The 24774-nt window shown below is 30.6% G+C and carries 22 protein-coding genes; 6 read left to right on the forward strand and 16 right to left on the reverse strand.

From position 1 onward, the window contains the following. Window positions 1-198: 198 nt before the first annotated feature. From megL to KPL51_RS21040, 6 genes are all read right to left on the reverse strand, one after another. Window positions 199-1401, reverse strand: coding sequence for a methionine gamma-lyase (gene megL / locus KPL51_RS21015; protein ID WP_216166013.1), 1203 nt, complete (start codon window positions 1399-1401; stop codon window positions 199-201). A gap of 330 nt (window positions 1402-1731) precedes the next feature. Beyond that, window positions 1732-3303 carry a sigma 54-interacting transcriptional regulator gene (locus KPL51_RS21020; protein WP_216166015.1) on the reverse strand — a complete coding sequence of 524 codons (1572 nt, stop codon included), beginning with the start codon at window positions 3301-3303 and terminating at the stop codon, window positions 1732-1734. A 147-nt stretch (window positions 3304-3450) separates the two neighbouring features. Then, on the reverse strand, window positions 3451-3861 hold the full coding sequence (locus KPL51_RS21025) for a ribosomal maturation YjgA family protein (protein WP_216166017.1): 411 nt from the start codon (window positions 3859-3861) through the stop codon (window positions 3451-3453). Between the two features lie 23 nt (window positions 3862-3884). Next, window positions 3885-5444: a DUF4153 domain-containing protein gene (locus KPL51_RS21030; protein ID WP_216166019.1), complete on the reverse strand. Its 1560-nt coding sequence runs from the start codon at window positions 5442-5444 to the stop codon at window positions 3885-3887. A 20-nt stretch (window positions 5445-5464) separates the two neighbouring features. Then, entirely contained in the window at window positions 5465-5674 is a 210-nt protein-coding gene (locus tag KPL51_RS21035; protein WP_216166021.1) for a helix-turn-helix domain-containing protein, read from the reverse strand. Window positions 5675-5726: 52 nt separating this feature from the next. Further along, entirely contained in the window at window positions 5727-6221 is a 495-nt protein-coding gene (locus KPL51_RS21040; RefSeq protein WP_216166023.1) for a DUF2975 domain-containing protein, read from the reverse strand. Between the two features lie 273 nt (window positions 6222-6494). On the opposite strand from KPL51_RS21040, the gene KPL51_RS21045 reads away from it, so the two are divergent. Beyond that, entirely contained in the window at window positions 6495-7079 is a 585-nt protein-coding gene (locus KPL51_RS21045) for a phosphatase PAP2 family protein (RefSeq protein ID WP_216166025.1), read from the forward strand. Window positions 7080-7199: 120 nt separating this feature from the next. Here the strand turns inward: KPL51_RS21045 and thiI are convergent, their stop codons facing one another. Together thiI and KPL51_RS21055 are read right to left on the reverse strand one after the other, a co-directional pair. Continuing rightward, entirely contained in the window at window positions 7200-8342 is a 1143-nt protein-coding gene (gene thiI, locus KPL51_RS21050) for a tRNA uracil 4-sulfurtransferase ThiI (RefSeq protein ID WP_216166027.1), read from the reverse strand. Between the two features lie 118 nt (window positions 8343-8460). Beyond that, window positions 8461-9603 (reverse strand): cysteine desulfurase family protein, encoded by a 1143-nt coding sequence (locus KPL51_RS21055; protein ID WP_216166029.1) that lies wholly within the window; start codon window positions 9601-9603, stop codon window positions 8461-8463. 268 nt (window positions 9604-9871) lie between these two features. On the opposite strand from KPL51_RS21055, the gene KPL51_RS21060 reads away from it, so the two are divergent. Both KPL51_RS21060 and KPL51_RS21065 read left to right on the forward strand, forming a co-directional pair. Further along, window positions 9872-10954, forward strand: a complete 1083-nt coding sequence (locus KPL51_RS21060) for an HD-GYP domain-containing protein (RefSeq protein WP_216166031.1) — start codon at window positions 9872-9874, stop codon at window positions 10952-10954. 92 nt (window positions 10955-11046) lie between these two features. After that, window positions 11047-11946 (forward strand): DMT family transporter, encoded by a 900-nt coding sequence (locus KPL51_RS21065; protein WP_216166033.1) that lies wholly within the window; start codon window positions 11047-11049, stop codon window positions 11944-11946. Window positions 11947-12024: 78 nt separating this feature from the next. Here the strand turns inward: KPL51_RS21065 and KPL51_RS21070 are convergent, their stop codons facing one another. Then, entirely contained in the window at window positions 12025-12621 is a 597-nt protein-coding gene (locus KPL51_RS21070) for a metallophosphoesterase family protein (protein ID WP_312888790.1), read from the reverse strand. A 20-nt stretch (window positions 12622-12641) separates the two neighbouring features. Further along, window positions 12642-14555 (reverse strand): BMP family ABC transporter substrate-binding protein, encoded by a 1914-nt coding sequence (locus tag KPL51_RS21075; protein ID WP_216166035.1) that lies wholly within the window; start codon window positions 14553-14555, stop codon window positions 12642-12644. A gap of 246 nt (window positions 14556-14801) precedes the next feature. Here KPL51_RS21075 and KPL51_RS21080 point away from each other — a divergent pair, with 246 nt between their 5' ends. Beyond that, the gene (locus KPL51_RS21080) at window positions 14802-16145 is read left to right on the forward strand and encodes an MATE family efflux transporter (protein WP_216166038.1); all 1344 of its coding nucleotides are present in this window, start codon (window positions 14802-14804) and stop codon (window positions 16143-16145) included. 119 nt (window positions 16146-16264) lie between these two features. Beyond that, the gene (locus tag KPL51_RS21085; RefSeq protein ID WP_216166040.1) at window positions 16265-16741 is read left to right on the forward strand and encodes a CBS domain-containing protein; all 477 of its coding nucleotides are present in this window, start codon (window positions 16265-16267) and stop codon (window positions 16739-16741) included. A gap of 97 nt (window positions 16742-16838) precedes the next feature. On the opposite strand, the gene nagB is transcribed toward KPL51_RS21085, so the two are convergent. The 6 genes from nagB to KPL51_RS21115 form a co-directional block, all read right to left on the reverse strand. Beyond that, entirely contained in the window at window positions 16839-17570 is a 732-nt protein-coding gene (gene nagB, locus KPL51_RS21090) for a glucosamine-6-phosphate deaminase (RefSeq protein ID WP_216166042.1), read from the reverse strand. 32 nt (window positions 17571-17602) lie between these two features. Continuing rightward, window positions 17603-18778, reverse strand: a complete 1176-nt coding sequence (gene nagA, locus KPL51_RS21095) for an N-acetylglucosamine-6-phosphate deacetylase (protein WP_216166056.1) — start codon at window positions 18776-18778, stop codon at window positions 17603-17605. Between the two features lie 58 nt (window positions 18779-18836). Further along, window positions 18837-19727, reverse strand: a complete 891-nt coding sequence (murQ, locus tag KPL51_RS21100) for an N-acetylmuramic acid 6-phosphate etherase (RefSeq protein ID WP_312888794.1) — start codon at window positions 19725-19727, stop codon at window positions 18837-18839. A 146-nt stretch (window positions 19728-19873) separates the two neighbouring features. Continuing rightward, on the reverse strand, window positions 19874-20605 hold the full coding sequence (locus tag KPL51_RS21105) for a GntR family transcriptional regulator (RefSeq protein WP_216166046.1): 732 nt from the start codon (window positions 20603-20605) through the stop codon (window positions 19874-19876). 294 nt (window positions 20606-20899) lie between these two features. Then, window positions 20900-23038, reverse strand: coding sequence for a heavy metal translocating P-type ATPase (locus tag KPL51_RS21110; RefSeq protein ID WP_216166048.1), 2139 nt, complete (start codon window positions 23036-23038; stop codon window positions 20900-20902). Window positions 23039-23104: 66 nt separating this feature from the next. After that, window positions 23105-23467 carry an ArsR/SmtB family transcription factor gene (locus tag KPL51_RS21115; protein WP_216166050.1) on the reverse strand — a complete coding sequence of 121 codons (363 nt, stop codon included), beginning with the start codon at window positions 23465-23467 and terminating at the stop codon, window positions 23105-23107. Between the two features lie 258 nt (window positions 23468-23725). On the opposite strand from KPL51_RS21115, the gene KPL51_RS21120 reads away from it, so the two are divergent. Beyond that, a complete protein-coding gene (locus tag KPL51_RS21120) occupies window positions 23726-24637 on the forward strand; it encodes a transposase (protein WP_216166052.1) in 912 nt (303 codons plus the stop codon). Window positions 24638-24774 lie beyond the last annotated feature (137 nt).

Raw genomic sequence — 24774 nt, forward strand, 5'->3', positions numbered from 1 at the left:
AAAACTAAAAATTCCTTTTTGTAAATAATTGTAAATAAATATCTTTTAAGTAAATAATTAGTTTCTAAATTCATTCAGCGGAATATAAGTTTTAAATTTATCCTAACCAATAATAATTTATTGGTTAGGATAAATCCATAAAAAAAGATTATCTACATGCTAATATATAGATAATCTTTTTATTTATTATAATAGTTTTTATTTAAGAATTAGATTTAGGGCCTGATCTAAATCAGCAATAATATCTTCTACATTTTCAAGGCCTACTGCAAGTCTTATTAATCCATCACTTATTCCAGCCTCTAATCTTTCTGCCTGTGAATATGGTGAATGAGTCATTGAAGCAGGATGTTCAACTAAAGTTTCAGCATCTCCTAAACTAACAGCAATGCTACAAAGCTCCATAGAATTCAAGACTTTTTTACCTTCTTCAAGTCCGCCCTTTATTTCAAAAGCAATGATACCACCTGGAAGATTCATTTGTTTTTTTGCAAGTTCATATTGTGGAAAGCTTTTAAGTCCTGGATAATATACACTTTCAACTGCTGGATGGCCTTCTAAAAACTCAGCTACAGCCATTGCATTGCTGCAGTGTCTTTCCATTCTTATCTCTAGTGTTTTCATTCCCCTTATAATCAAAAATGCATCAAAAGGGCTTAAATTAGCTCCCGTCATATCTTTAACACCAAATAATCTAACCTGATCAATAAATGCTTTAGATCCAACAGTAAAACCAGATATTACATCCCCATGCCCATTTATAAATTTAGTCCCAGAGTGTATAACAACATCCGCACCTAGTTCTAATGGTCTTTGTATATATGGGGTACTAAATGTATTGTCCACCATAACTATACAATCTCCCTTAGCATGGGCAATCTTTGATATTTCCTCAATATCCGTTATAAGTAATGTTGGATTTGCTGGTGTTTCTAAAAAAATAACCTTTGTATTTTTTTTCATAGCATTTCTAACATTTTCTGGATTTGAAACATCAACAAAAGTAACTTCAACACCATATCTAGAAATACCATGAGCCAAAAATGCATGAGTACAACCATAGAGAGTCTGAGCTGCAACTACATGGTCTCCAGCCTTTAAAGCAGTCCACATAGTCGAAGATATAGCCCCTATGCCTGATGCCATAGACATACATGCTTCTCCGCCTTCAAGCATTGCTAATTTTTCTTCTAAAACGGAATTAGTAGGATTACCAAGTCTTGTATAAATATAGCCATCTTCTTCTCCTGCAAATCTTCTTCCACCTTGCTCAGCTGAGTCAAAAACAAAGGTAGCTGTCTGATGTATTGGAGTAGCTAGTGAACCGTATTGATCCTTCTTATTTCCACCATGTATTGCTTTAGTTGCGAAGCCACTATTACGTAAATGTTCTCTATCCATTATAATTCCTCCTAAAGTAATTATTTCTTCATATGAATATATACACGCAATAATACTGCCACTTTTTAGCGAAAGTATCTTATAATTCACATTATAAATTTTTTAGCCTTAGATTAATAAGTAGCTTCTTATTTATCTGAGGTATGTTAGACTTTTAACTATGGTTTTATATATAATTACATTATTTATATTTAAGAAATTTAAGCTAATTAGACACTATAAATAAAATGTCATTGTTTTGTTTAATACACTGGCATTTTTTATAACCACTAAGGAATTAAAAGTGTAAATAATACTTTCCATTTGGAAATTATTATTTACACTTTTAATTTAATCTTCATTAATTTTATATTTTTTTATTTTATTAATTATGGTAGTATGCGATACCCCTAGCTCCTTCGCTGTCTTTCTCAAACTTTTATTTTTAGACAGAGCAGTTACTATGGCTTGCTTTTCACAAATTTCCACAACTTCTTTAAGTCTTAACGATTTATGAACATCTAACTCAATCTTATTTTCCAAATTACTTCCTAACCCTATGTCTATAATATTATTCTGTGAAGATATATATTTCTCCTCACACAAATTCATAGCCCTCTCAATTACGTTTTGTAATTCTCTTATATTCCCTGGCCAATTATATGCCATTAATTTATTTATAAAAGAAAGCTCTGCACCCTTTATTTCTTTGTTTAGCTTTTTATTATATTTAGAAATAAACAAGGTGACCAGGGATGAAATATCCGAAAGTCTTTCCCTAAGGGGTGGAATAATTATTGGAATAACATTTAATCTATAATATAAATCTTCTCTAAACTTTCCACCTTTTATCATCTCTTCTAAATTCCTGTTAGTAGCTGCAATAATTCTTACATTTATATTTTCTTCTTTTGTGCTCCCAATCTTTCTAATAACACCTTCTTGGAGAACCCTTAAAAGCTTTGCTTGCAGCACTATAGACAATTCACCTATTTCATCTAAAAACAAAGTTCCACCATCTGCTTCTCTAAAAAGGCCTTCTTTTCCGCTATTCATGGCACCAGTGAAACTTCCCTTTTCATATCCAAATAGCTCACTTTCTATTAGATTATCTGGAAGCGCCGCACAACTTATAGTTACAAATGGGTTGTTTTTTCTACTACTTAAATTTTGAAGTGCCTTTGCAAACAGCTCTTTTCCAGTACCACTTTCTCCTCTAAACAGTATAGTAGAATCGCTCTTAGCTACAGTTTTTACTATTTTTTTTACACATTCAATCTTACTGCTATTTCCTACGATTTCCTTAAAGGCGCCTTCAGTGGTTCCAGCAATAACATTAGCAATCTCTATAGCTTTATAAATATCTTTAATAGAAGCCACTGCACCTACCGTAATATTATTATCATCTACAATTGGTCTACCTGTAGTTAGGTAATGTACTTCGCCCCTATCCGTTTTAATATTTACCTCTACGTTATCATACTTTATCCCACTATTTATAAGTTCTACAGCTGGGGCATCCCCACCTATTAATTTTCTAATGTCAGTACCTATAGCCTCTTCTTTATTACAAAGAAATACCTTTTCGCAATAGTTATTGAATATGTCAATTTCGAACTTTTTATTTATAACCATTATACCTTCATCTACTGAATCTAAAATAGCTAAAAGTTTTCTTTCATTTTCTTCATAATTAAGCAAGTTAATTTCATTAACCATAACAACGTCTTCTATATCAATAAGTTGTTTTTTTAATGCTTCCTTTGCCTCATCGTCCCTAATTTGCATCTTAACACAAATCTTTTTAGGAAACACTTCCACAGAAAGCAGGTTTATTTCTGCCTTATAAATCTTCTCTAATATTATTACAGTTATTCCTAATCTGTCTTTAGTTATTATTTCAAATCTAATGTTTCTCTCCATGTTGTTTCCTCCTGACTTCCTTATAAGTGTCTAACAATTATTAATTATTACGATCCTATATCTTTAGCCTAAATTTGAAAATTCTCCTATCAAAATTATAGCATACAAGCAAAAATATTTGTATGCTATAATTTGTTCATTCTTAGGTTATAATATTTTTTTCCTACGTTTTTGAATCACTTCCAATAAAATATCAATAATTACACCAACTGAAATTCCTACAGCATAAGCTAGTAAGTCACTCCATAAAAATCCATACCCTAATACAAGACCACCTAATGTTGTTTTTCTGATATTATTTATGAAGTCACCATGATATAATTGGCTCAATTCAATAAGATAACAAAAGGATATTCCCATAAACGTAATTGTCTTTGTTTTCATTTCTCTAAAAATAAAACCAAACCCAATAAAAATCATCAATGCCCACAGAGCATCACCCATATATATATTTAAAAAGTTTGGTAGCACATTAGTAAGCTTCCTTGAGCATAAGCCCAATGTAATTACAACTATTATCATAATTGCATACAATAATCTGTTACGTTTGTACGTCATACCTAACCCTCACCCCAATTATTCTATTTAACATTACCTCCTTGATTTAAGACACTTTTCGCCCTATATTTAGAATAGTTAAATTCATACCACGAATGATCTGACCTTAACTCATTTTCTACGTCATCTAAATAACTACTAACTTCTTTGGCAACATCCTTATTTGGATCATCTCTCAGTTTCACTATCTCTGGAATAGCATCATAGGATAAGTTTTTTAAATATTGTACATCTATTTTCTGAGTTTGATAATATATGTCTATATTATTTTTTGCGATTATTTTATCTACATTAATATAGTTTACAAATACATACATACTCAAAACAATTACTATTAAAATCTTATTTAGTGGCATTTTTCTATTCCAGATTCCTATTAATGCCACTATAAATAGCATAAATAACATAAACATAAATATATGAACGAAGATTCTTAAATAAGTAAATCCATAGGTTTGTTCATATAATGACATCTTATAATGAGCCGAAAAAAGCATGTTGAAGGTAAAGGCTACAAGTAATGTTAAAAAAACACTAGATATACTGTTTATTTTCTTATTATCCCTTTTGATAAATTTCATACTGCTAAGTAATATGGTGAAATTAATCAGTGTGACAGCAACAAGCTCAAAAAAACCTTTTCTTGCATATTCTGAGTAAGTAAACTTCTGCGGAAGAAAGTTACTGCCTCCACCATAAAGATAAGAAAACTGCACTATGGAAAATAAAAGATATACTACATTTATCATAAATATAATTGTCAAAACAGTAACTGGCTCCCATTGTAAATTCTTCTTATTACTTACCCCTTCATTAAAGTCATATTTAAAGCTCCATATATATGAAAATAATATTATAAAGACTATTATAATAACCAATAAATGCCCTGTGATTTTCCCTAGGCTTATGTCGCCTAATCCAAAAGAAAAATTGGTTATATAGTTTTTAAATACCATGTCTGCTGATGTTAACAATACTAAAATAACTATTAATAAAGGTATAGAAATAACTAACCCTTTTAAGATATTTTTCTTTGTAGAACTTATTTCTTTTTTCTTTTTCGAAGTTATATTCCCTTTTATAAACATGAAAGGCTTATACGAATTCTCGCCAATAGATTTAACCCCTCTGTTAAATACTTTTTTTACAAAATTCAAATTGTCCCATTTTATATTCTCATATCTAATTAATACTGTGCACACTCCAGTAAGTGAAAGTATCATAATCACATTAAAAAAGTTTAAAATATCATTAGAATGAATAGAATAATTTAATGCTATAAATAACGTAGGAATAATTATCACAAACCCTATGCTTTTCTTAAATACAACAATACCCCTAACACTCCATAAGAAAAATCCCATGAACATAACATAGAAAACAGGAATAGAAATACCCCCTTGTTTACCTATAAAAAATCTTTCATAAATTATGGCCAATATAACTGCTATACCTATAGTATATTTTTTTTCACTATAGTCAATTTTAGAATCTATTTCTATTATATCTTTCTTACGTTGTTTATATAATAACCTTATATTGTCATCTTCTTTAATAATAGCCTGAGCAAAATTTTTCTCCATTTCAATTCCCCCTTTTCCATTTAAATTTCTTCTCTATATTCAAGTATGTCTCCTGGTTGGCATTGCAGTTCTCTGCAAATAGCCTCTAAGGTACTAAACCTAATTGCCTTAGCTTTACATGTCTTTAATATAGATAAATTTGCATTTGTGATTCCAACTCTGATTGATAGCTCTTGCAGTGATATCTTCTTTTTTGCCATCATAACGTCTAAATTTACGACAATTGCCATATTCATCCTCCTAGTAGTGCCGATATAAATAACAACTACTTATTATTTACCATTATATTGTAAATTCATTTTCTTCTATCGCTTCAACAGCTTGTTTAAATACCTCAGATAAAATTAAAATAAAACACCCAGCAAAAAAGAATATTAAGAATTCAATATCAGTATGTATTCCACTATTGTCAACATATGCAATTTTAAAATTTTTATATTGACCATTTACAATAAAATTTATAGCATAACAAATTGAGATTACAAAACTTAACAGGGATATCCTTTTCAAACAGTGCACATTATCTTTAATAAAAGGTGTTACATTTATTAGTGATCTAACTATTTTTCTAAGGTTAAATAAGATTAGAATAACGGCAATCCCTCCTATGCTAAATAGAAAGTATGTGATAATAAATCTATTCCACGACATATCCACTACCTTTCCCATTAATATTCCTTTTGACAATATAAAATAAACAACTATACCAATAACAATCATAATATTTAATGATATTTTTAATAATGAAGCTAAAGACATTTTCCCGTAATATTTCATTGTTATTCCTCCTGAACTAATATTTCTTTCAATTTCAATATTATCATGAAATAAACCGATTTTCAATATATATTTATTGTTTTACAATAAATATATATTGAATACTATCCTTTTATAGATATATTATTGTAATTTATAGTCTATGTCTTAAAATTATGTTAACAAATATTTTAAATGTATCTTTTAATTGTAGCTTTTGATATAATGTTAGTTGATACTTCTAACTTAATTGGAATTTTATACATTAAATATAGAAAGGATGATTAAATTAACATGCTTTATTATTTAGCAACTTCTATGAATTTGGGATGGGATCAATTTTATATTGCTATTTCAAAATCTTCAGACCCTGAATTACAGATTATAATAACCCTGTTGGTTTTTATTATATTATATCTTTTAAATAACAAATTGGAAGCTATTTGCTGTGTATTTAATATTGGAGTTACTGGTTTTACCAATTTGATAGTTAAACACACTGTACGACACCCAAGACCCATGGGAATACGATTAGTTGAAGCTGATGGTTACAGTTTTCCCAGTGGTCATTCTTCAATTTCTACAGCTATTGGTATTGTTCTTATTTACTTTATAATTAAGCGAATAAAGAATAAAAAAATTGCCTATCTACTTAGTGGTTTTGTATTCATATATTTAATTCTTGTAGGAGTTAGTAGGGTTTATGTTGGTGTTCACTATCCAACTGATGTGCTTGGTGGATGGTTTATCGCTATACTATGGTCTTATATCAGTATTACTGCTTATAACTTTTGTATGAACAAAGGCTTAAACGAATATTTAGATAAACATTTTACTCTTAAACTTAATATTTTCAAACATAAATCAAAATCTAATTAAGGCTTTACATATATTATCCTTAACATCTATAAAAGAATAAGCTAACAGAAATGATAGATCATTTCTGTTAGCTTATTCTTTTATAAAATTACCCTATTGTATTACCCTTTGATTATATGTTTATTTATAAATTTCCATTTCCAAAATTGCCTTCTCAACTAGTGCTTCAATATCTAAAACTGATTCAGACTTAATTATCTCCACTAACCTAGGCTTTGTCTTGGGATGTTTAGGAACAAAAATTGTACAACAATCCTCATAAGGTAAAATGGAAGTTTCATAAGTTTCTATTTTTCTTGATACATCCATGATATCTACTTTGTCCATAGCTACTAGTGGCCTGAAAACTGGTCTATCAGCCACATCGTCACTTACTACAAGTCCTTCCATAGTTTGGCTAGCCACTTGCCCTATGCTTTCTCCTGTAGTTACAGAATTTATTCCGAATTTTTCTGCAAGTCTGCATGCAAGTCTCATCATAAATCTTCTCATAATTATTGTTAATTCATCTTCTCTGCACTTTTCTATAATTTGCATTTGAATTTCAGTAAAAGGTACTACATATAGTGTTAATTTTCCAGTATATTCTTTTAAGATATTAGTTAATTGTTTTACCTTATCCTTTGCTCTTTCGCTAGTATAAGGGTGGCTATGATAATAAACCGCATGGAGTTCTACCCCTCTTCTTGCCATCATATAACCTGCCACTGGAGAATCTATGCCTCCTGATAACATAAGCATAGTGCTACCGTTCATTCCATAAGGTAATCCGCCCACTGCCTTTATTCTTTTAGCATAAATATAGGCCATTTTTCTTATCTCTACATTTACAATACATTCTGGATTATGAACATCTACAGTTACCTCATCATTGTTTTGTAATATGTAAGACCCTACTTTTCTACTTACTTCCAATGACTTTAGTGGAAAGTTCTTATTTGCTCTGTTTGTTTGTATTTTAAAAGTTTTAAATGAGCTTTCACTCAGATCTAAGAGTGCTTGTTTTTCAATATCCTCCATATTTGCCTCAACTCGCGTAACTATACAAACCTCCATTATTCCAAAAACATTTTTAACCTTTTCTATTATTCTCTCCATTTGCTCTGAGTATATAAACCATCTTCCTTGGTCTTCAACAAATTCATATTCTAAACCTATTAGTACACTTTTTATATTGTCTTTAAGTTTTTTCTCAAATTTACCTCTGTTTAATCCCTTTAAAAAAATTTCCGGGGCATACTTTACCAAAATTAATTTTGTCATTTTTAAGCACTCCTCTTTTTCTTATATAAAACCAACTCATTACTCACACAAACTAACTCATCATCCATGAACTATTCATCAGCCATGAACTATTCATCATATGCAATAGGTTAATCAATTATCTTTTGTTTAACTTTCTCAAAAATTTTAATGATTTATCTAATTCACATATAACATAATCTACTTGTTCTTTATTATTATATTCAGAAAAACTAAACCTTACAGTTCCCTTTTGCTCCTCTAAACTTCTTCCTATAGCCTTTAATATTTCACTGTTTTTAGGGTTTTTAGAAGAACATGCTGAACCAGTAGATACATATATACCTTTTTCTTCTAGTGAATGAAGTAATACCTCTCCCTTTACACCCTTAAATGAAACACTTAATATATAAGGTGTAAAATACTCTTCTAACTTACTATTAATTATTACATCTTCAAGTGTAGAAAGTTTTTCAATAAAATATTTTTTCACCTCTAAAACCTTATTAAAATTTTCATATTGATTTTTGCAAATAATCTCTACTGCTGTTCCAAATCCTACGATTCCGGCAAGGTTCTCTGTACCTGACCTTAAATTTTTTTCTTGCCCTCCACCGTTTATTAAGCAATTAGGGTCAAGTCCTTTTCTTACATATGCAAATCCAATTCCACGGGGTCCATGAATTTTATGTGCACTAGTAGATAATAAATCAATATTGCATTTTTGTACATCAATAGGAATCTTTCCATAACTTTGTACTGCATCCACATGAAATTTAGCCCTACTACTTTTTTCTTTAATTAATTTGCCTATATGCTCAATGTCCTGAATAACTCCCACTTCATTGTTAATGTGCATTATGCTAACAATCTGAGTATCTTTAGTTATACTATCTATAAGTTGTGTTACATCGATCCTACCACTCTCGTCTACATCAATATATGTAACTGCTACTCCTAAAGCTTCTAAGGCTTTAAATGTATTCCCTACACTGGGATGCTCGATTTTAGTTGTTATTATATGAGATTTTGCCTTAGCAAAACCTTTTATAAGAAAATTATTACTTTCACTGCCTCCTGATGTAAATATTATTTCCTCGCTTGTAGCATTTATGCTACAAGCAATATTTTTTCTTACATCTCTAAGTTTTTGCTCTGCTTTAAACCCTAAACTATGGGATGAAGATGGATTTCCATAATAATTTCTCATTGTACTGCTAACTGCATCAATAACCTCTTCATAAGGCATAGTAGTTGCACTGTTATCTAAGTATATTTCCATATTTCTATATCTCTCCTCTTCGAATATTCAACAAATTAACACAATCAATTCTTAGTATTCCACTCTGATATACTTAATTATAATTTTTTTAATTATTATTGTCAATAAATAAAAAACATTCATTTAGTCTAATGTAAGTTTTTATGGTAAAATAAAGTTATTAAAGTATACAATTTAACCGTTGTCATTTCACTTAATTTCACTTAATTTCACTTAATTTCACTTAATTTCACTTAATTTATAAATTAATTTTAAAGGAGATGCATCTATGAAAGCAAATGTTGAAAGTATAAGCATTTACGGGTTAAAGCCAGGCATGATTTTAGCTGAAGATTTAATATTAAATGGCTTAACTTTAGTTGCAAAAGAAATTGCATTAAATAGTTCCATTATAAAAAAAATACTAGAATTCTATCCATTAGACAGTGTATCTATTTACACCCCTAAGGAAGAAACCCTAGTTCCTAGTTCAGAAAACTCAAGACAAGAGAATTTAATTCAGACTGAAAATGTATTAAATCATTTTTCAAATCGTATGGATAATTTTTTAAACAGCATAGATAAAAACAAAGAATTAGACTTAACAGAAATAAGATCTATGTCTAAAGAAATTTTAGATAATCTTAATGATTATGATTCTATCTTAAAGAGTATAACAAATTCTAGGGATATAGATGAGTATCTTAAAAGACATTGCGTAAATGTTGCACTTTTAAGTTCTATGCTAGGAAAATGGCTTAATTTACCTAGTAAGGATTTATCACTATTAACCTATGCAGCTTTTCTTCATGATATCGGTAAAACAAAAGTAGATCAAACCATATTAAATAAGCCTTCAAAACTTACAAAACCAGAATTTGAAGAAATAAAGAAACATTCAGTTTACTCATATGACCTCCTACGCAATATTCCTTATTTAGATGAATCCGTAAGTTTAGGTGTGCTTATGCATCATGAGAGGTTAGACGGTTCAGGATATCCTATGGGTTTAAAAGAAGACAGAATTAATACCTTTGCAAAAATAATAGGAATTATAGATATGTTTGATGCTATGATCTCTGACAGAGTCTATAGTAAAAAACTTAACCCCTTTGCGGTATTAGAGATTATGCAACATGATTGTATGGGTTTGTTTGATTACAATTATCTAAATACCTTTATAAAACAAATGTCAAATTACTACACCGGTGAAATGGTAAGACTAAGCAATGGTTCTATTGGAAAGATAATTAAAATAGACCTAAATAATATTTCAAGGCCTCTCATATCCATTAATTCAGATTCTAAAGATACAAGCTTTATAGATTTAAGTAGTGAAAAAGATTTATTTATTATAGAGCTTTTACCTTAAGCACATGCAAATATAGAACTGTTCATATTTTATCACATTGATTTTTAAAATAACAAGTCAAAGATGCCTTGTATATTAAAGGAGTGCAAACCATGAAAAACACTGACAAAAGAAAGAGTATACTTGCCGACATGTCACTACTACTAGTGGCAATTGTTTGGGGAGGTGGATTTATAGCCGTAAAAGGTGCTTTAGATAGTATTACACCTTTTTATATTATGGCAATGCGTTTTGGTATTTCTGTAATAATTATGCTCTTATTTTTCAGAAAAAAGATTAAACACATTACTAAAAATCAACTAGCAGTTGGAACTTTGGTTGGATTTCTCTTATTTTTAGGCTTTACTGCTCAAACTATTGGCATGAAATATACTACCGCCGGTAAAAATGCTTTTTTAACTGGAACTAATGTAGTTATTGTACCCTTTCTATATTGGGCAATTAGCAAAAGAAAACCAGATACCTATTCATTAGTATCCGCTTTTATGTGCTTTATAGGAATAGGAATGCTTACCTTAGATAGCGGCATAAATATTGGACTTGGAGACGGTTTGACCTTACTATGTGCAGTGTTTTTCGCAGCTCATATAGTCTCTGTTGGGTTTTTCACGCAAAAAGTTGGTGCTATAACACTTGTAATAATACAGTTAGGCTCTGCTGCAGTTTTCTCAATTATAGCTGCTTTAATCTTTGAAAAAGTGCCAACGCAAATGAATTCAGATACAATATTTGCAATAGGCTATTTAGCGATTTTTAGCACAATGTTTGCATTTATGGTACAAAATGTAGCGCAGAAATATACCACTCCTACTCATGCTGCTATTATTCTATGTTTAGAATCGGTTTTTGGTGTTATTTTATCTGTTTTAGTGCTTAATGAAATATTTAGCATAAAAATGGTTTTGGGTTGTTTAACTATATTTTTCGCAATTATAACAACAGAAACTAAATGGGCTTTCCTTAGAAAAAAGAAAATATCAGTTAGTAGCTAACTAAATACCAGTATAAATTCAACTTAGATGCCAGAAAATATAAAGAACTCATGGGCAAGATCATTACCCATGAGTTCTTTATATATCAATAATATGATATTTAAATGCATTTATAATTATAGTATCATTATAAATCATTTTTCTCTCGCCTCTTCCATACTCCAAATGTTGATGGCCGTAAAAAAAATATTTCGGAGAATACTTGTTTAAAACATCGATAAATACTTCAAATCCCTGATGACAAGGATCCTTTGCATCCCCCATTCCTTTTGCTGGTGAATGGGTTACTAATATATCAAACCCTTTACTTCTCCATAAACTCACTTTTAATTTTGAAACTCTTTTATGCATTTGCTTTTGTGAGTATTGAAAAGGACCTTTATTATAATCAATAGATCCTCCAAGGCCTAGTATTCTAATGTTTTTAAATACAAAAACCTTGTCATCAATAGGGATACAACCTGCCGGAGGGTTTTCTAAATATGCTGCATCATGATTACCATTAACATAAAGTACTGGTGCCTTAATCATGTCAGCTAGATATTCTAAATAATCTGATTTTAAGTCCCCGCAAGATATTACAAGCTCTATTCCACTAAATCTTTCATGATCAAAGTGATCCCAAATATAACTATCTTCAATATCTGAAACTAATAAAATTTTAATTTTAATCACCTACTCATCTTATGAATATTTTATTCTTCTTCTGGAAGTTCTCCTACAACATTGTCTACAAACCAGTCCATATATAACATATCCTCATAGTTTCCTATGTCTCCCTCCTTTATCCTAATTTCACCGCCAGTGTCATAAATCGGACCAGCAAAAGTGTGAAATCTATTTTCAATAATTAGTTCGCGCATAATATCTACTAACTTTTGAGTCTGTATAGGTACATTATGTTTTGAATAAATAATATCCACAAGGCCTGAGTCCATCCCCCACCAAAAACTTACACGTTTAGATTCAGTGCTAAATATTCCTTTAAAACTACCATTCACTATATTTCTAAGTATTTTCTCGTAAAATTCTCCCCAGTCCCAAGTAATTAAACCATAGTTTACTTCTGGTATCCACTTTTCCTCTTTTTCGCTATATTTTAGTGAATATAGTCCAAAATCTCTTGAGCCCTTACCTAGGGCAATTAAGTCATTTTGCATTATAAGATCTGCACCAAGTCCCTTAAGTTCTTGAATTAACTCTTTTGAATGATTCATATCTCCGGGTTCATTAAGCCATGAAATTATGACTTTTGCATTAGGATTTACAGTTTTAACCCCTAAAGCAAAAGCATTAATTCCTGTTATAATCTCTGTTTCATTATAGATATCTATATATCCTATAATGTTTGATTTTGTAATTGTACCAGCAATAAGACCCATTAAAAACCTTGGTTCATGAGAACGCCCAAAATAAGTACTTACATTTCTAAATGCCTTTACTGGAGAGCAGTTAAAGAACTTAATATTGTCATATTTTAAAGCTGCTCTCAAAGTTATATTAAGATAATATGAACATGTAGTAAAAATAATATCATAATTTTCTTCACATAACTGACTTAATCTTTCATAGCTATCAATATCATTTTTAAAATTATCTATAACAAAAGTTTCTATTTCACTGCCTAATTGCTGCTGAGCATATATTCTTCCTAAATCATGAACATAACTCCAACCAGATGTATCAATAGTTTTTTCAAAAATAAAAGCTACTCTTAACTTTTTAGGTGGAGCTACTAAATTTGTAAATGAGGTAATAACATTTTTCTTATGAACATCAAAAGGCTCTGTTTGAATATCTACTGCATTATTTTTTGATAATATAGTAAGTTCCTCCAAGAATTTTTGAACCCTTAATTTTCGCTCTGCCTCTATAAATTCATCTGAAATACCATAAATTTTTATATATTGCAAAAATGCATCTCCAGTGGTGATGTTTAATTTATCTCCACCTAATTCATAAAAAGTATTCCTAAATGGCCAATATACATTTTTTAAAAAATGTTCATATTTGTTAGAAAACAAGTAAAGCTTAGGGTTATATTCTTCCAAATACTTGGAAAGTAGTGGGAAACTACCCTCCTGAGTAAACCAGATAGCATTTATCCCTGTGCTATTATTAAAATCTAAAAACTCGTAATATATTGTGTTATTTAAGTCATTCTCATCTCTTTTAGGAACTAGCCTAGTAATTTCTCCTTCTATTGCATATGCATCTACATATTTTAATACACTTACCCGCTTATTCCCCTCCATAACATAGAATTCGTTCATGTACTCATATATCTTTATAGGATCTGTTATTCCATCATTAATATGGTGAGCATATACCGCTTGCCATTTCGTGGAAAACTCACTATCTTCATTTGCTAGTGGAAGAAAGTTCATTGCAAAATCTCTACTTCTTGTGTAAAAATAAGTTCCTATTATCTTTTTTAATGGGATACTTTTTATTCCCAGGGGCATTTCTGCTACTATGTCTAGTTTTTTTAAAATACTATCTAAGGATGATATATGTCCCGATTTTCCTTTTGATTTATCCAAGTAATATCTCAATTTAGCTAATTTACTGGCCTTTTTATATTCATCAACAGCTGAAAAATTTATCATATACCCACTCCTTAGCATTTTTAGCCATAAATAATTATTACCATAATCACCTATTATGGTAAATGATCTTGTACCCATTATAATATACCAGGAACTATTTTACCAACATTTAGAAGCATACAATATTTATTTAGCTAACTTGCATAATTTATATATTAAAATTCGTAACAAAATCCATAAATAAGTAAATTAGGTGAACTGTAATGCTATAATATATATATTAACTAGATAAGAGGCGAGATATATATGAAATGGATACGTAAAGACGTATTTAATTTAACAATTCCAATTTTAACGGAACAATTATTTGTTATATCACTGGGTATGATAAATACTATGATGGCTGGACATATAGGAAAAGAAGCAGTTTCTGCTATTGGAATGGTAGATTCCATAAATAATATATTTATAGCATTTTTTTCTGCCCTGGCTATTGGGGGCATGGTTGTTGTATCCCAATTTATTGGTCAAGGGAATATAAAAAAAGCTAATGCTACTATGAAACAGGCACTATTTTCAGGGCTTATAATTACTTTTCTCGTAACTATTATAATGTACTTATTTCAAGGTCCTATAATTGCTACACTTTTTGGCGGCGCAGAGCCTGAAGTAATAAGTAATGCTCATACGTATTTAGGCATAACCTTACTTACTTATCCATTGATAACTATTGATTTAATTGCTAATGGACTACTGCGTGGAGCAGGGGATACAAAAACTCCTATGAAGATTAGCATCTTTATGAATATTATAAATGTTTGCTTAACCTATACTTTTATAAATATTTTAGGAATGGGCATAATAGGAGCTGCCCTTGGGATAGCTATTGCAAGGATTAGTGGCGGTATAATTATATTAATAGTACTTATACGAGGTTCAAAAATCCTAAAACTTACAAATATAAAAAGTTTCAAATTTGATAAGTCATTATTAAAACTTATATTTGGCATTGGTATCCCTGCAAGTATAGAGTCCTTGCTTTTTAATGGAGGAAAATTAATAACTCAAATCTTTGTAGTGGATATGGGAACTATAGCTATCGCTTCAAATGCAATTGCAGGATCCGTTGCTACTATGCTTAATGTACCAGGAAATTCACTTTGCATTGCAGCAACTGCCCTTGTAGGAAAATATATGGGAAGTGGCGAAACTAAGGAAGCCGAGCATGCACTATCATATATTACAAAGCTTTCGACTATTCTTTTAACTGTGGTAGCCTTAATATTTATACCCTTTTCAGGAAAGATTGTATCACTATTTACTACCAATAAGGATATAATCCACTTAGCATCAGTTGTGCTTATAGTAAATTCATTATGTATTCCCCTCTGGTCAATATCCTTTGTGCTACCGGCAGGGCTAAAAGGTGCAGGAGATGTAAAATATACACTAGTAACTACAATTATAGGCATGTGGCTTTTTAGAATTACCTTAGGTTATTTACTGGGGGTTGTATTACATTTTGGACTTGTAGGTGTATGGATAGGTATGGTTGTGGATTGGGTTGTTCGTGGAAGCTTATATTGTATAAGGTTCAAAAAAGGAAAATGGAAGCGCAAAACGGTAATAGAAATCACAGCGAACTCTTAACAAAGTTTTCGTCAAAACATAGATGTTTAATAGATTGTTAATAGATAAATATAAAAAGCATGTTATAATAATATTGTAAGATAACTGGTAAAATAAAATTTTTAAAGGATGGGTAAATTATGAACATAGCTTTTTTTCTTACACCTAAAAGTGAACTTGTTTATGAAAAGTTAACCTCTACAATGAGGCAAGCGCTAGAACGAATGGAATACCATAGATATACATCTATACCATTAATAAATGATAAAGGTAACTATGTAGGTACATTAACTGAAGGCGATTTATTATGGAAACTAAAGAATACACCCAATTTGAGTTTTAATGACACAAGTAAGATTCCGATCAGTGATATTTCAAGACATATCTGTAACACAGCAGTTTTAATTAATTCAGATATAGAGAGTTTAATATCTCTAGCTAAGGATCAAAATTTTGTTCCAGTTGTAGATGATAACGGAGTTTTTATTGGAATAATTAAAAGAAGTGATATAATAACTTATTGTTTTAATTTATTATACGAAAATAATGAAACTAGTGAAACTAGTGAAACTAGTGAAGCTAATGAGAATAAGAATTTTAAATTAATAGCAACATAAGATATAATGAAGTCAACTACTTTAGATGGATAATGAATTATAAGCAGTACAAATGTAAAAACACCTATACTAGATTAAAAATCTAGTATAGGTGTTTTTATATTTGTAAACCACTGGCAGCTTCACTGTCTAAAATTACAGTTACATCATTATGGAGCTGTAAAATAGAAGCAGGTACTTTAGGGCTTATTTTGCCATTAATAGCTCTTGCTATAGATTCAGCCTTGCTTATCCCGTTGGCAAGTAGAATTATCTTCTTAGAATTCATTATTGTCTTTATCCCCATACTCAAGGCTTTTACTGGAACATCCCCTATGGAGTCAAAAAACCTAGAATTTGCTTCTATAGTTTGTTCATCAAGATTAACTAAATGGGTCCTTGCTTCAAAATTTACATCTGGCTCATTGAATCCAATATGCCCATTTCCACCTATACCCAGCACTTGCATATCTATGCCACCAGCTTTTTTTATTTTCTCCTCATAGTCTGAGCATATAGCATTAACATCCTGTGACATACCATCTGGCACATGAATATTTTTTCTATTTATATTTATACTATTAAATAAATTGGCCATCATATACTCATAGTAACTTTGAGGATTTTTCCTATTAATTCCGTAATATTCGTCCAAATTAAAGGTTGTAACCTCCTTAAAATCCACTTCATTTTTGCTATACAATTGTATTAATTCCTTATACATTCCAAGGGGTGTATCTCCAGTAGCAAGACCCAAAACGCTATCTGGTTTTAACATTACTTGACTTGCAATCATCATTGCAGCTTTTTTACTCATTTCCTCATAATTATTTACTATTATTATTCTCATATTTGCACCACCTCATAATAATACTCAAAATTCTATTTTTGAGTTTGGAAGACTATTCTGCCTTCAACTATTGTAAAAAATATATCTATGTTTTCATCAAAAATTACTATATCTGCGTCCAGTCCTACCTCTAAACTTCCCTTTCTATCCTCAATATTAATAACCTTTGCTGGAACATTAGATGCCATTGCCACAGCCTCATAAATTTCTAAGTTACTGTTACTTAGCATATTTTTAACTCCCTTGTTCAAGGTTAAAACACTTCCTGCTAAAGTACCATCTTGAAGCCTTGCAGCTCCATTTTCAACTATTACCTTCTGCCCGCCAAGATCATATGTGCCACTCTTCATGCATCCAGCTCTCATAGAATCTGTTATAAGTACAATTTTATCCTTTCGCTTTGCATTTATAAGTATATTGAATATTGCTGGATGAATATGAATCATATCAGCTATTAACTCGCAGGTTATATCACTTGAAAATATAGCCCCTACAATGCCCGGTTTTCTATGATTCAAGGGAGTCATAGCATTAAATGTATGGGTTGCATGTGTTATTCCATCCTCAATAGCCTTAAGTGTCTCTTCATAGCTTGCATCTGAATGACCTATTGACAAGGTAATTTCAGAATTACACTTTACCTTTTTTATAAAACTATGATCTTTATCCTTTTCTGGTGCAAGGGTTATAATTTTAATAATATCTAAATAATCTTTTATAATGTCATAATCTGGGCTTATAATATTATCCGCCTTCTGAGCCCCTTTATACTTTTCATTTATAAAAGGTCCTTCCATATGTACCCCTAAAATCTTCGCTCCTTGATTTTCTAGTTTCATTGCTTCTCTTATAGCATCCAAAGCATTATATATACTAGCCTTTTTCATAGTCATAGTAGTGGGCAAATAGGACGTAACACCATTTTCAGCTATTGTACTACTTATAACTTTCAACACCTCTGCAGTACCATCCATAGTGTCATAGCCTCCTGAGCCGTGAATATGAATATCAATAAACCCTGGTGAAACATATTTACCCTTAGCATCTATTACTTGCAATTCTTCTTTATACTTTTCTTTATACTCTTTTTTATACTGAAGAAATTCTTCAGTATTTATAATTTTCACAATTTGTTTATCAAAAATTATTACACTTTCATGTTTTACTCTATCTTTCATAATAAGTTTTCCATTAATAATAGCTTTAATTATCCTCACCTCATTATATATTTTAATTTAAAATCAACATACTAGTACATTTTGTTTATTATAACACTTTTAATGCCTTAGCTACATTCCCCTTGCTCTTTTTAAGAAGCTCTTTTGCTTTTTCAAGAGTTACATCACTCTTAATTTTAACAATGCACACCTTTGGATCATATTCACAGAGTTCTAAAGTTTTATTTACAGTGACCTCATCCTCGCCTGTGGCAAGCTTAACTATTTCACATACACGTTGTCGCAACTTTTTATTAATGGGTTTCACATTGACCATTAAATTAGAATAGGTTTTTCCAAGTTTTATCATGGCTACAGTGCTTAACATATTTAAAACCATCTTTTGTGCAGTTCCGGCTTTCATTCTAGTGGACCCTAGTATAAGTTCTGGTCCAACCTCTATAGCTATTGTAACTTCGCAAATACCTTTAATCTTTCCCGCTGAATTACACATAAGCGCTATAGTTTTGCAGCCCACTTCTTTAGCATATCCCATGGCAGCTACAACGTAAGGAGTATTTCCACTAGCTGTTATACCTACTAAAACATCTTTTTTATTTATATTTACCACTTCTAAATCATGAACAGCCAGTTCCGGCTTATCCTCTGTATGTTCAAGCCATCCACTCAAGGCTTCCACTCCACCAGAAATAATCCCCTGAACCATAGAATCAGAAACACCAAAGGTAGGTGGACATTCTGATGCATCCATTACTCCCAATTTTCCACTTGTACCGCTGCCAATATAAAAAAGTCTGCCACCTTTTTCAAGGCTTTCAACAATTAATTCCACGGCTTCTTCTATATTACTAAGCTCCTTTTCAATAGCTTTAGCTATCTTTTTATCCTCATCATTTACTTTTTTAAGGATTTCAAAGGTGCTCATTGTATCTAAATTATATCCATTTTCATTGCCTTCCACCATAAAAAGCCTCCTTATATGTGGTTGATATACACATTTATTCTTTGATTATTCCTTATTTAATCTTTGATTATTCAAAGATTATTTTAAAGAATCTAAAGATTATTTAGAAATTATTTAAAATTATCTTAAAATTAAAAACATATATAAAGATTGTTCAAAGATTATTTTAACATTATTTGATATTTATACTTATCACTTCTATATATAGCTTTGGTATATTCGATTGGAGTTTCATTTTCTAGATAAGTAGTTCGTCTAAATATTAATGCTAGTGTACCATTTTCTTGATTTAAAAGTTTACTTTCACATTCATTTAGAATTGTAGGTTCAATAGTTTGCTTTGCTTTATAAGGATCATATCCATATTTTTCACGAAAGGTCTCGTATAGTGATTTATTTTCAATTACATCTCTAGTCATTCCATTAAATAAATAATATGGAAGCCATGCCGTTTCAATTGCTACTGGTTGTTCATCACTAAATCTCAGTCTTTTAATTTCGATGATTTTATCTTCGCCATCTGGCATTTTAAGCTCAAGTTTGTATTTTTTCGTTGCCTCTATAACATTAAAAGATAATATTTTAGTTTTTGATATCACTCCGCTCTCTCCCATTTGCTCAGTAAAACCTTTAAGCTGTGATATTTCTCGATTAACCTTTGCAATAGATACAAAAGTACCTTTTCCCTGTTCTCTATAAACTAACCCCTCATTTACTAAGGACATGATAGCTTTATTTACGGTCATTCTACTAACCCCTTGAATTTCACAAAGTTCTCTTTCTGTTGGAATTGCTTGTCCTGGCTTTAACACCTCATTTTCTATCATTTCCTGCAGTATTTCTTTTATCTGGTAATGAAGTGGTATAGGATTATCCTTTGAAATCTTTTTCAAATTTTTCCCCTCCTCAGTTAGCAATAAATTTTTATATGTGTAAACATAGCTAATATGTCATTGTATTGTCATGTTGTTATGTTGTATATACCAATTATATTTCAAATTTGTTATTTTTACAACCCTAAAATTAATTAAAAAAAAAAGTTTAAAACCATTTGTTAGCAAATGAAAATACTCTATAGAGTAGACTTTTTCTTTGTCTAATCTATAGAGTACATTTTAACTTTTGTCCTTTTAACTATTTTATCGTTATTATTACATCCCTCAAGGTGATGGCACCGCAAGCGATGCTTAAGACTTCATAGCTCTCATTGAATTTAGCACTGCAATTAGTGCAACCCCTACATCTCCAAAAACAGCTTCCCACATGGTTGATATTCCAAAAACCGCCAATATTAAAATAACTGCTTTTACACTTAGTGCAAATATTATATTTTGCATAACAATCCTCTTTGTTTTTTTAGCAATCACAATAGCTTCAGCAATTTTTGAAGGTTCATCAGTCATTATTACTATATCTGCGGCTTCTATTGCAGCATCGGAACCTACTCCACCCATTGCTATTCCGACGTCTGCTCTTGCCAGCACTGGAGCATCATTAATCCCATCTCCTACAAATACTATCTTTCCTTTAGGTGACTTTTCCTCTTGCAGCCTTTCCAATTTCTCCACCTTCTCATGTGGAAGGAGTTCTGAGTATACTTCATCTACACCTAGAATTTTACCTATATTAGATGCAATATCACTATTATCCCCAGTAAGCATTACTATTTTCTTAACACCCATGGCCTTTAAGCTAGCTATAGCTTCTATAGAGTCTTCTTTTATCTCATCAGCAATTATAATACTCCCTGCATATTTTTTGTCTATAGCTAAATATATAACTGTGCCCACATTACCAACTTTATTATAAGAAATTTTCTCACTATCCATTAATTTTGAATTACCAGCTAGCACATGTTTCCCCTTAACCACAGCTTTAATACCTTTTCCAGCTATTTCCTCTACCTCTTTAATATTTTCTTTGGATACATCTTTGCCATAAGCCTTTAAGATAGATAGAGCAATAGGATGATTAGAATTGCTTTCTGCGTTTGCTGCATATTCTAATAAATCATCTTTACTTATCCCACTTTCCACCTGTATTTCTGTAACTTTAAATACCCCTTTAGTTAATGTTCCTGTCTTATCAAAAATCACTACTTCAACACTGTTTAGTGCCTCCAAGTAGTTCCCGCCTTTAACCAGAATCCCATTTTTAGATGCTCCACCTATTCCTCCGAAAAATCCAAGTGGAATAGATACCACTAATGCACAAGGACAAGATACTACTAAAAATACCAATGCTCTATATATCCATTGAGAAAAAGTAGCCCCAGGTATTAAAAGCGGTGGAATTATAGCAAGTATTGTTGCACTTACAACCACAATTGGAGTGTAATACCTTGCAAATTTTGTTATAAAATTTTCAGTCGGTGCTTTTTTACTACTAGCATTTTGAACTAAATCCAAGATTTTTGCCAAAGTTGATTCACCAAATTCTTTTTTTACCTCTATAGTTAATAATCCATTTTTACTAATACACCCAGCCAAAATATCATCGCCACTCACAACTTGTCTTGGAACTGATTCGCCAGTTAAGGCAGCTGTATCTACTAAAGACTTACCTTCGATTACCATTCCATCTAAAGGCACTTTTTCTCCCGGCTTTACTATTATAATATCTCCAATGTGCACTTCATCTGTGTCTACTTTTACAATTTCATCATTAATCTTTTTATTTGCATAATCTGGCCTTATATCCATAAGTGCAGATATAGATTTTCTTGATTTATTTACAGCCGCTTCTTGAAAAAATTCTCCTACTTGGTAAAAAAGCATAACTCCCACACCTTCTGGAAATTGTCCAATAGAAAAAGCTCCTACTGTAGCTAGTGCCATTAAAAAATTTTCATCAAATAGTTGCCCTCTAAATATATTTTTTATAGCGATTAAAATTACTTCTCCGCCAATTAATAAATAGCTTATAAGGAATAAAGCAAATTCAACCCAATAACTTAATTTAAATATAACTGCTATAGAAAAAATTACTGTGCCTATAGAAAAAGCGATAACTTTATCTCTATTATTACCTTGTTCCACTTGGTCATGTACATGGTTATGACCCTTTTCCTCATATTTAATTGTTTTTATGTCATTTGCTACAATCACAACATTAGGTTCAATGCGTTTTACTATTTTTTTTATTTCATCTATAATCTCTAATATTTTTTCTTCACTTTGAAATTGGATTACTAAGTTTTGACTAATAAAATTTATATTTGCATCTATTACTCCATCTAATTTTCTACAATTAGTTTCAATTTTATTGGCACAATTAGCACAACCTAGGCCTTCTAAAATGAATTCTCTTTTTATTATAGTCTCCATTTTCTACCCCCCATTTCAAATTTTTTCTCAGTTTATATTGTGTATTTTTATTTATATAATAGGATATTATTTTAATTCTTTTATGTGTATAAGTCCTTGATCGAAAATTTGTTTAACATGCTGGTCATCCAAGGAATAATAAACAACCTTACCCTCCCGTCTATGCTTTACAAGTCTAGCATTTTTAAGTACACGAAGTTGATGTGAGATAGCTGATTGAGTCATATTAAGCAGTGCCGCTATATCACAAACACACATTTCAGATTCAAATAACACACAAAGAATTCTAATTCGTGTACTATCTCCAAAAACTTTAAAAAGTTCTGCTAGGTCATAAAGTGTTTCCTCTTGAGGTATTATTTTTCTTACCTTTTCTATTACATCTTCATGAATGGTAGAACAATTACAAAACTCTATATCTTTTACCATTTGATCTCCTCCGTTCGTATGAACATATGAATTGTTGTTCATATGTTATAAATTCATTATATGATACTGATTAATAATTGTCAATAATTAAAACAGTTGAAACAGTTGCAAATTGTTGGAATGTCAAATTTCAAATTAAGTGGCCTAATTTAGTGGGGACGGTTAACACCTATTTGCCCTAATCTCTTAAAATATGAATATCATCTCATCTCATTGGCAATAATTTAAAAGAAAATTTATAGGTAGGAGTGATCTTTTATGGCAAGAAAGAGAAGAATAAGACCAGAGGATGGAATATTTCACATAATATGTAAAAGCATCAAGGAGGTAACTTTATTCGAAGAGGCTGAGGATAAGAAGATGTATTTACTTCTTATAAAAAAGTATAAGTTAGTTTTTGATTTTAAAATTTACGGGTATTGTCTTATGGATAATCATGCACACTTGATGATTGATGCTAATGGAGCAGATATATCAAAAGTGATGCATGGAATTAATTTTTCTTATGCAATGTACTATAATAAAAAATATAAGAGAGATGGACACCTTTTCAAAGATAGATTTGTGAGTAAAGTAGTTGATAATGTTAATTATTTGAAGACTTTATCTCTATATATACACAATAATCCAACAGCCATTGGTGCGTATAAAGATTGTCCTCAGAACTATTTTTTTTCTAGTCTTGGAATATATTTAGGGAACAGACATGATCCTTTTAATTTAGTTGATTATGGGTTTGTAATGGATTTTTTCGGAAAGGACATTAAAAGTGCAAGGCGAAATTACCGCAATCGTATTTTTAAATGTAATGATGAAATATTGAAAGAAGAAATTGAGTTTAAATATGAAAGAACAGAGTATCACAGTGGAAGAAAAATACTTGTAAGAAATTTTACGTCTAAAGATATAATAGAATTTGTAGCTTTAAAAATGAATATATCAAAGATACATTTTAATATTAAATATAGTAGAAAGCTTGTGCAAGCAAGGGCTCTAGCCGTTGTTTTAATGAGGAGTCTCTGCAATTTTAAATCAAGTGATATATCTGCTGTCCTCGGAAACATTACACAGTCTAGAATATCAAAATTAAGTAACATTGGTATAGGCTTAATTGAAGCTAACGAAGAGTATGAAAATGTCATTGCTGAATTTATTAAATGTTATGCTTAGTAAATTTTAATCAATATGAATTAAACTATTAATAATTAATTTAAGTTGTTAAACGTCAAATTATAACTAATTGAAAAGTCATTTTATTTCTATTATTAGTAGGTGATTTACGTCAAATTATACCTATGAAATCACTT

The sequence above is a fragment of the Clostridium bowmanii genome (assembly GCF_018861315.1).
Lineage (GTDB): Bacteria > Bacillota > Clostridia > Clostridiales > Clostridiaceae > Clostridium_AD > Clostridium_AD bowmanii.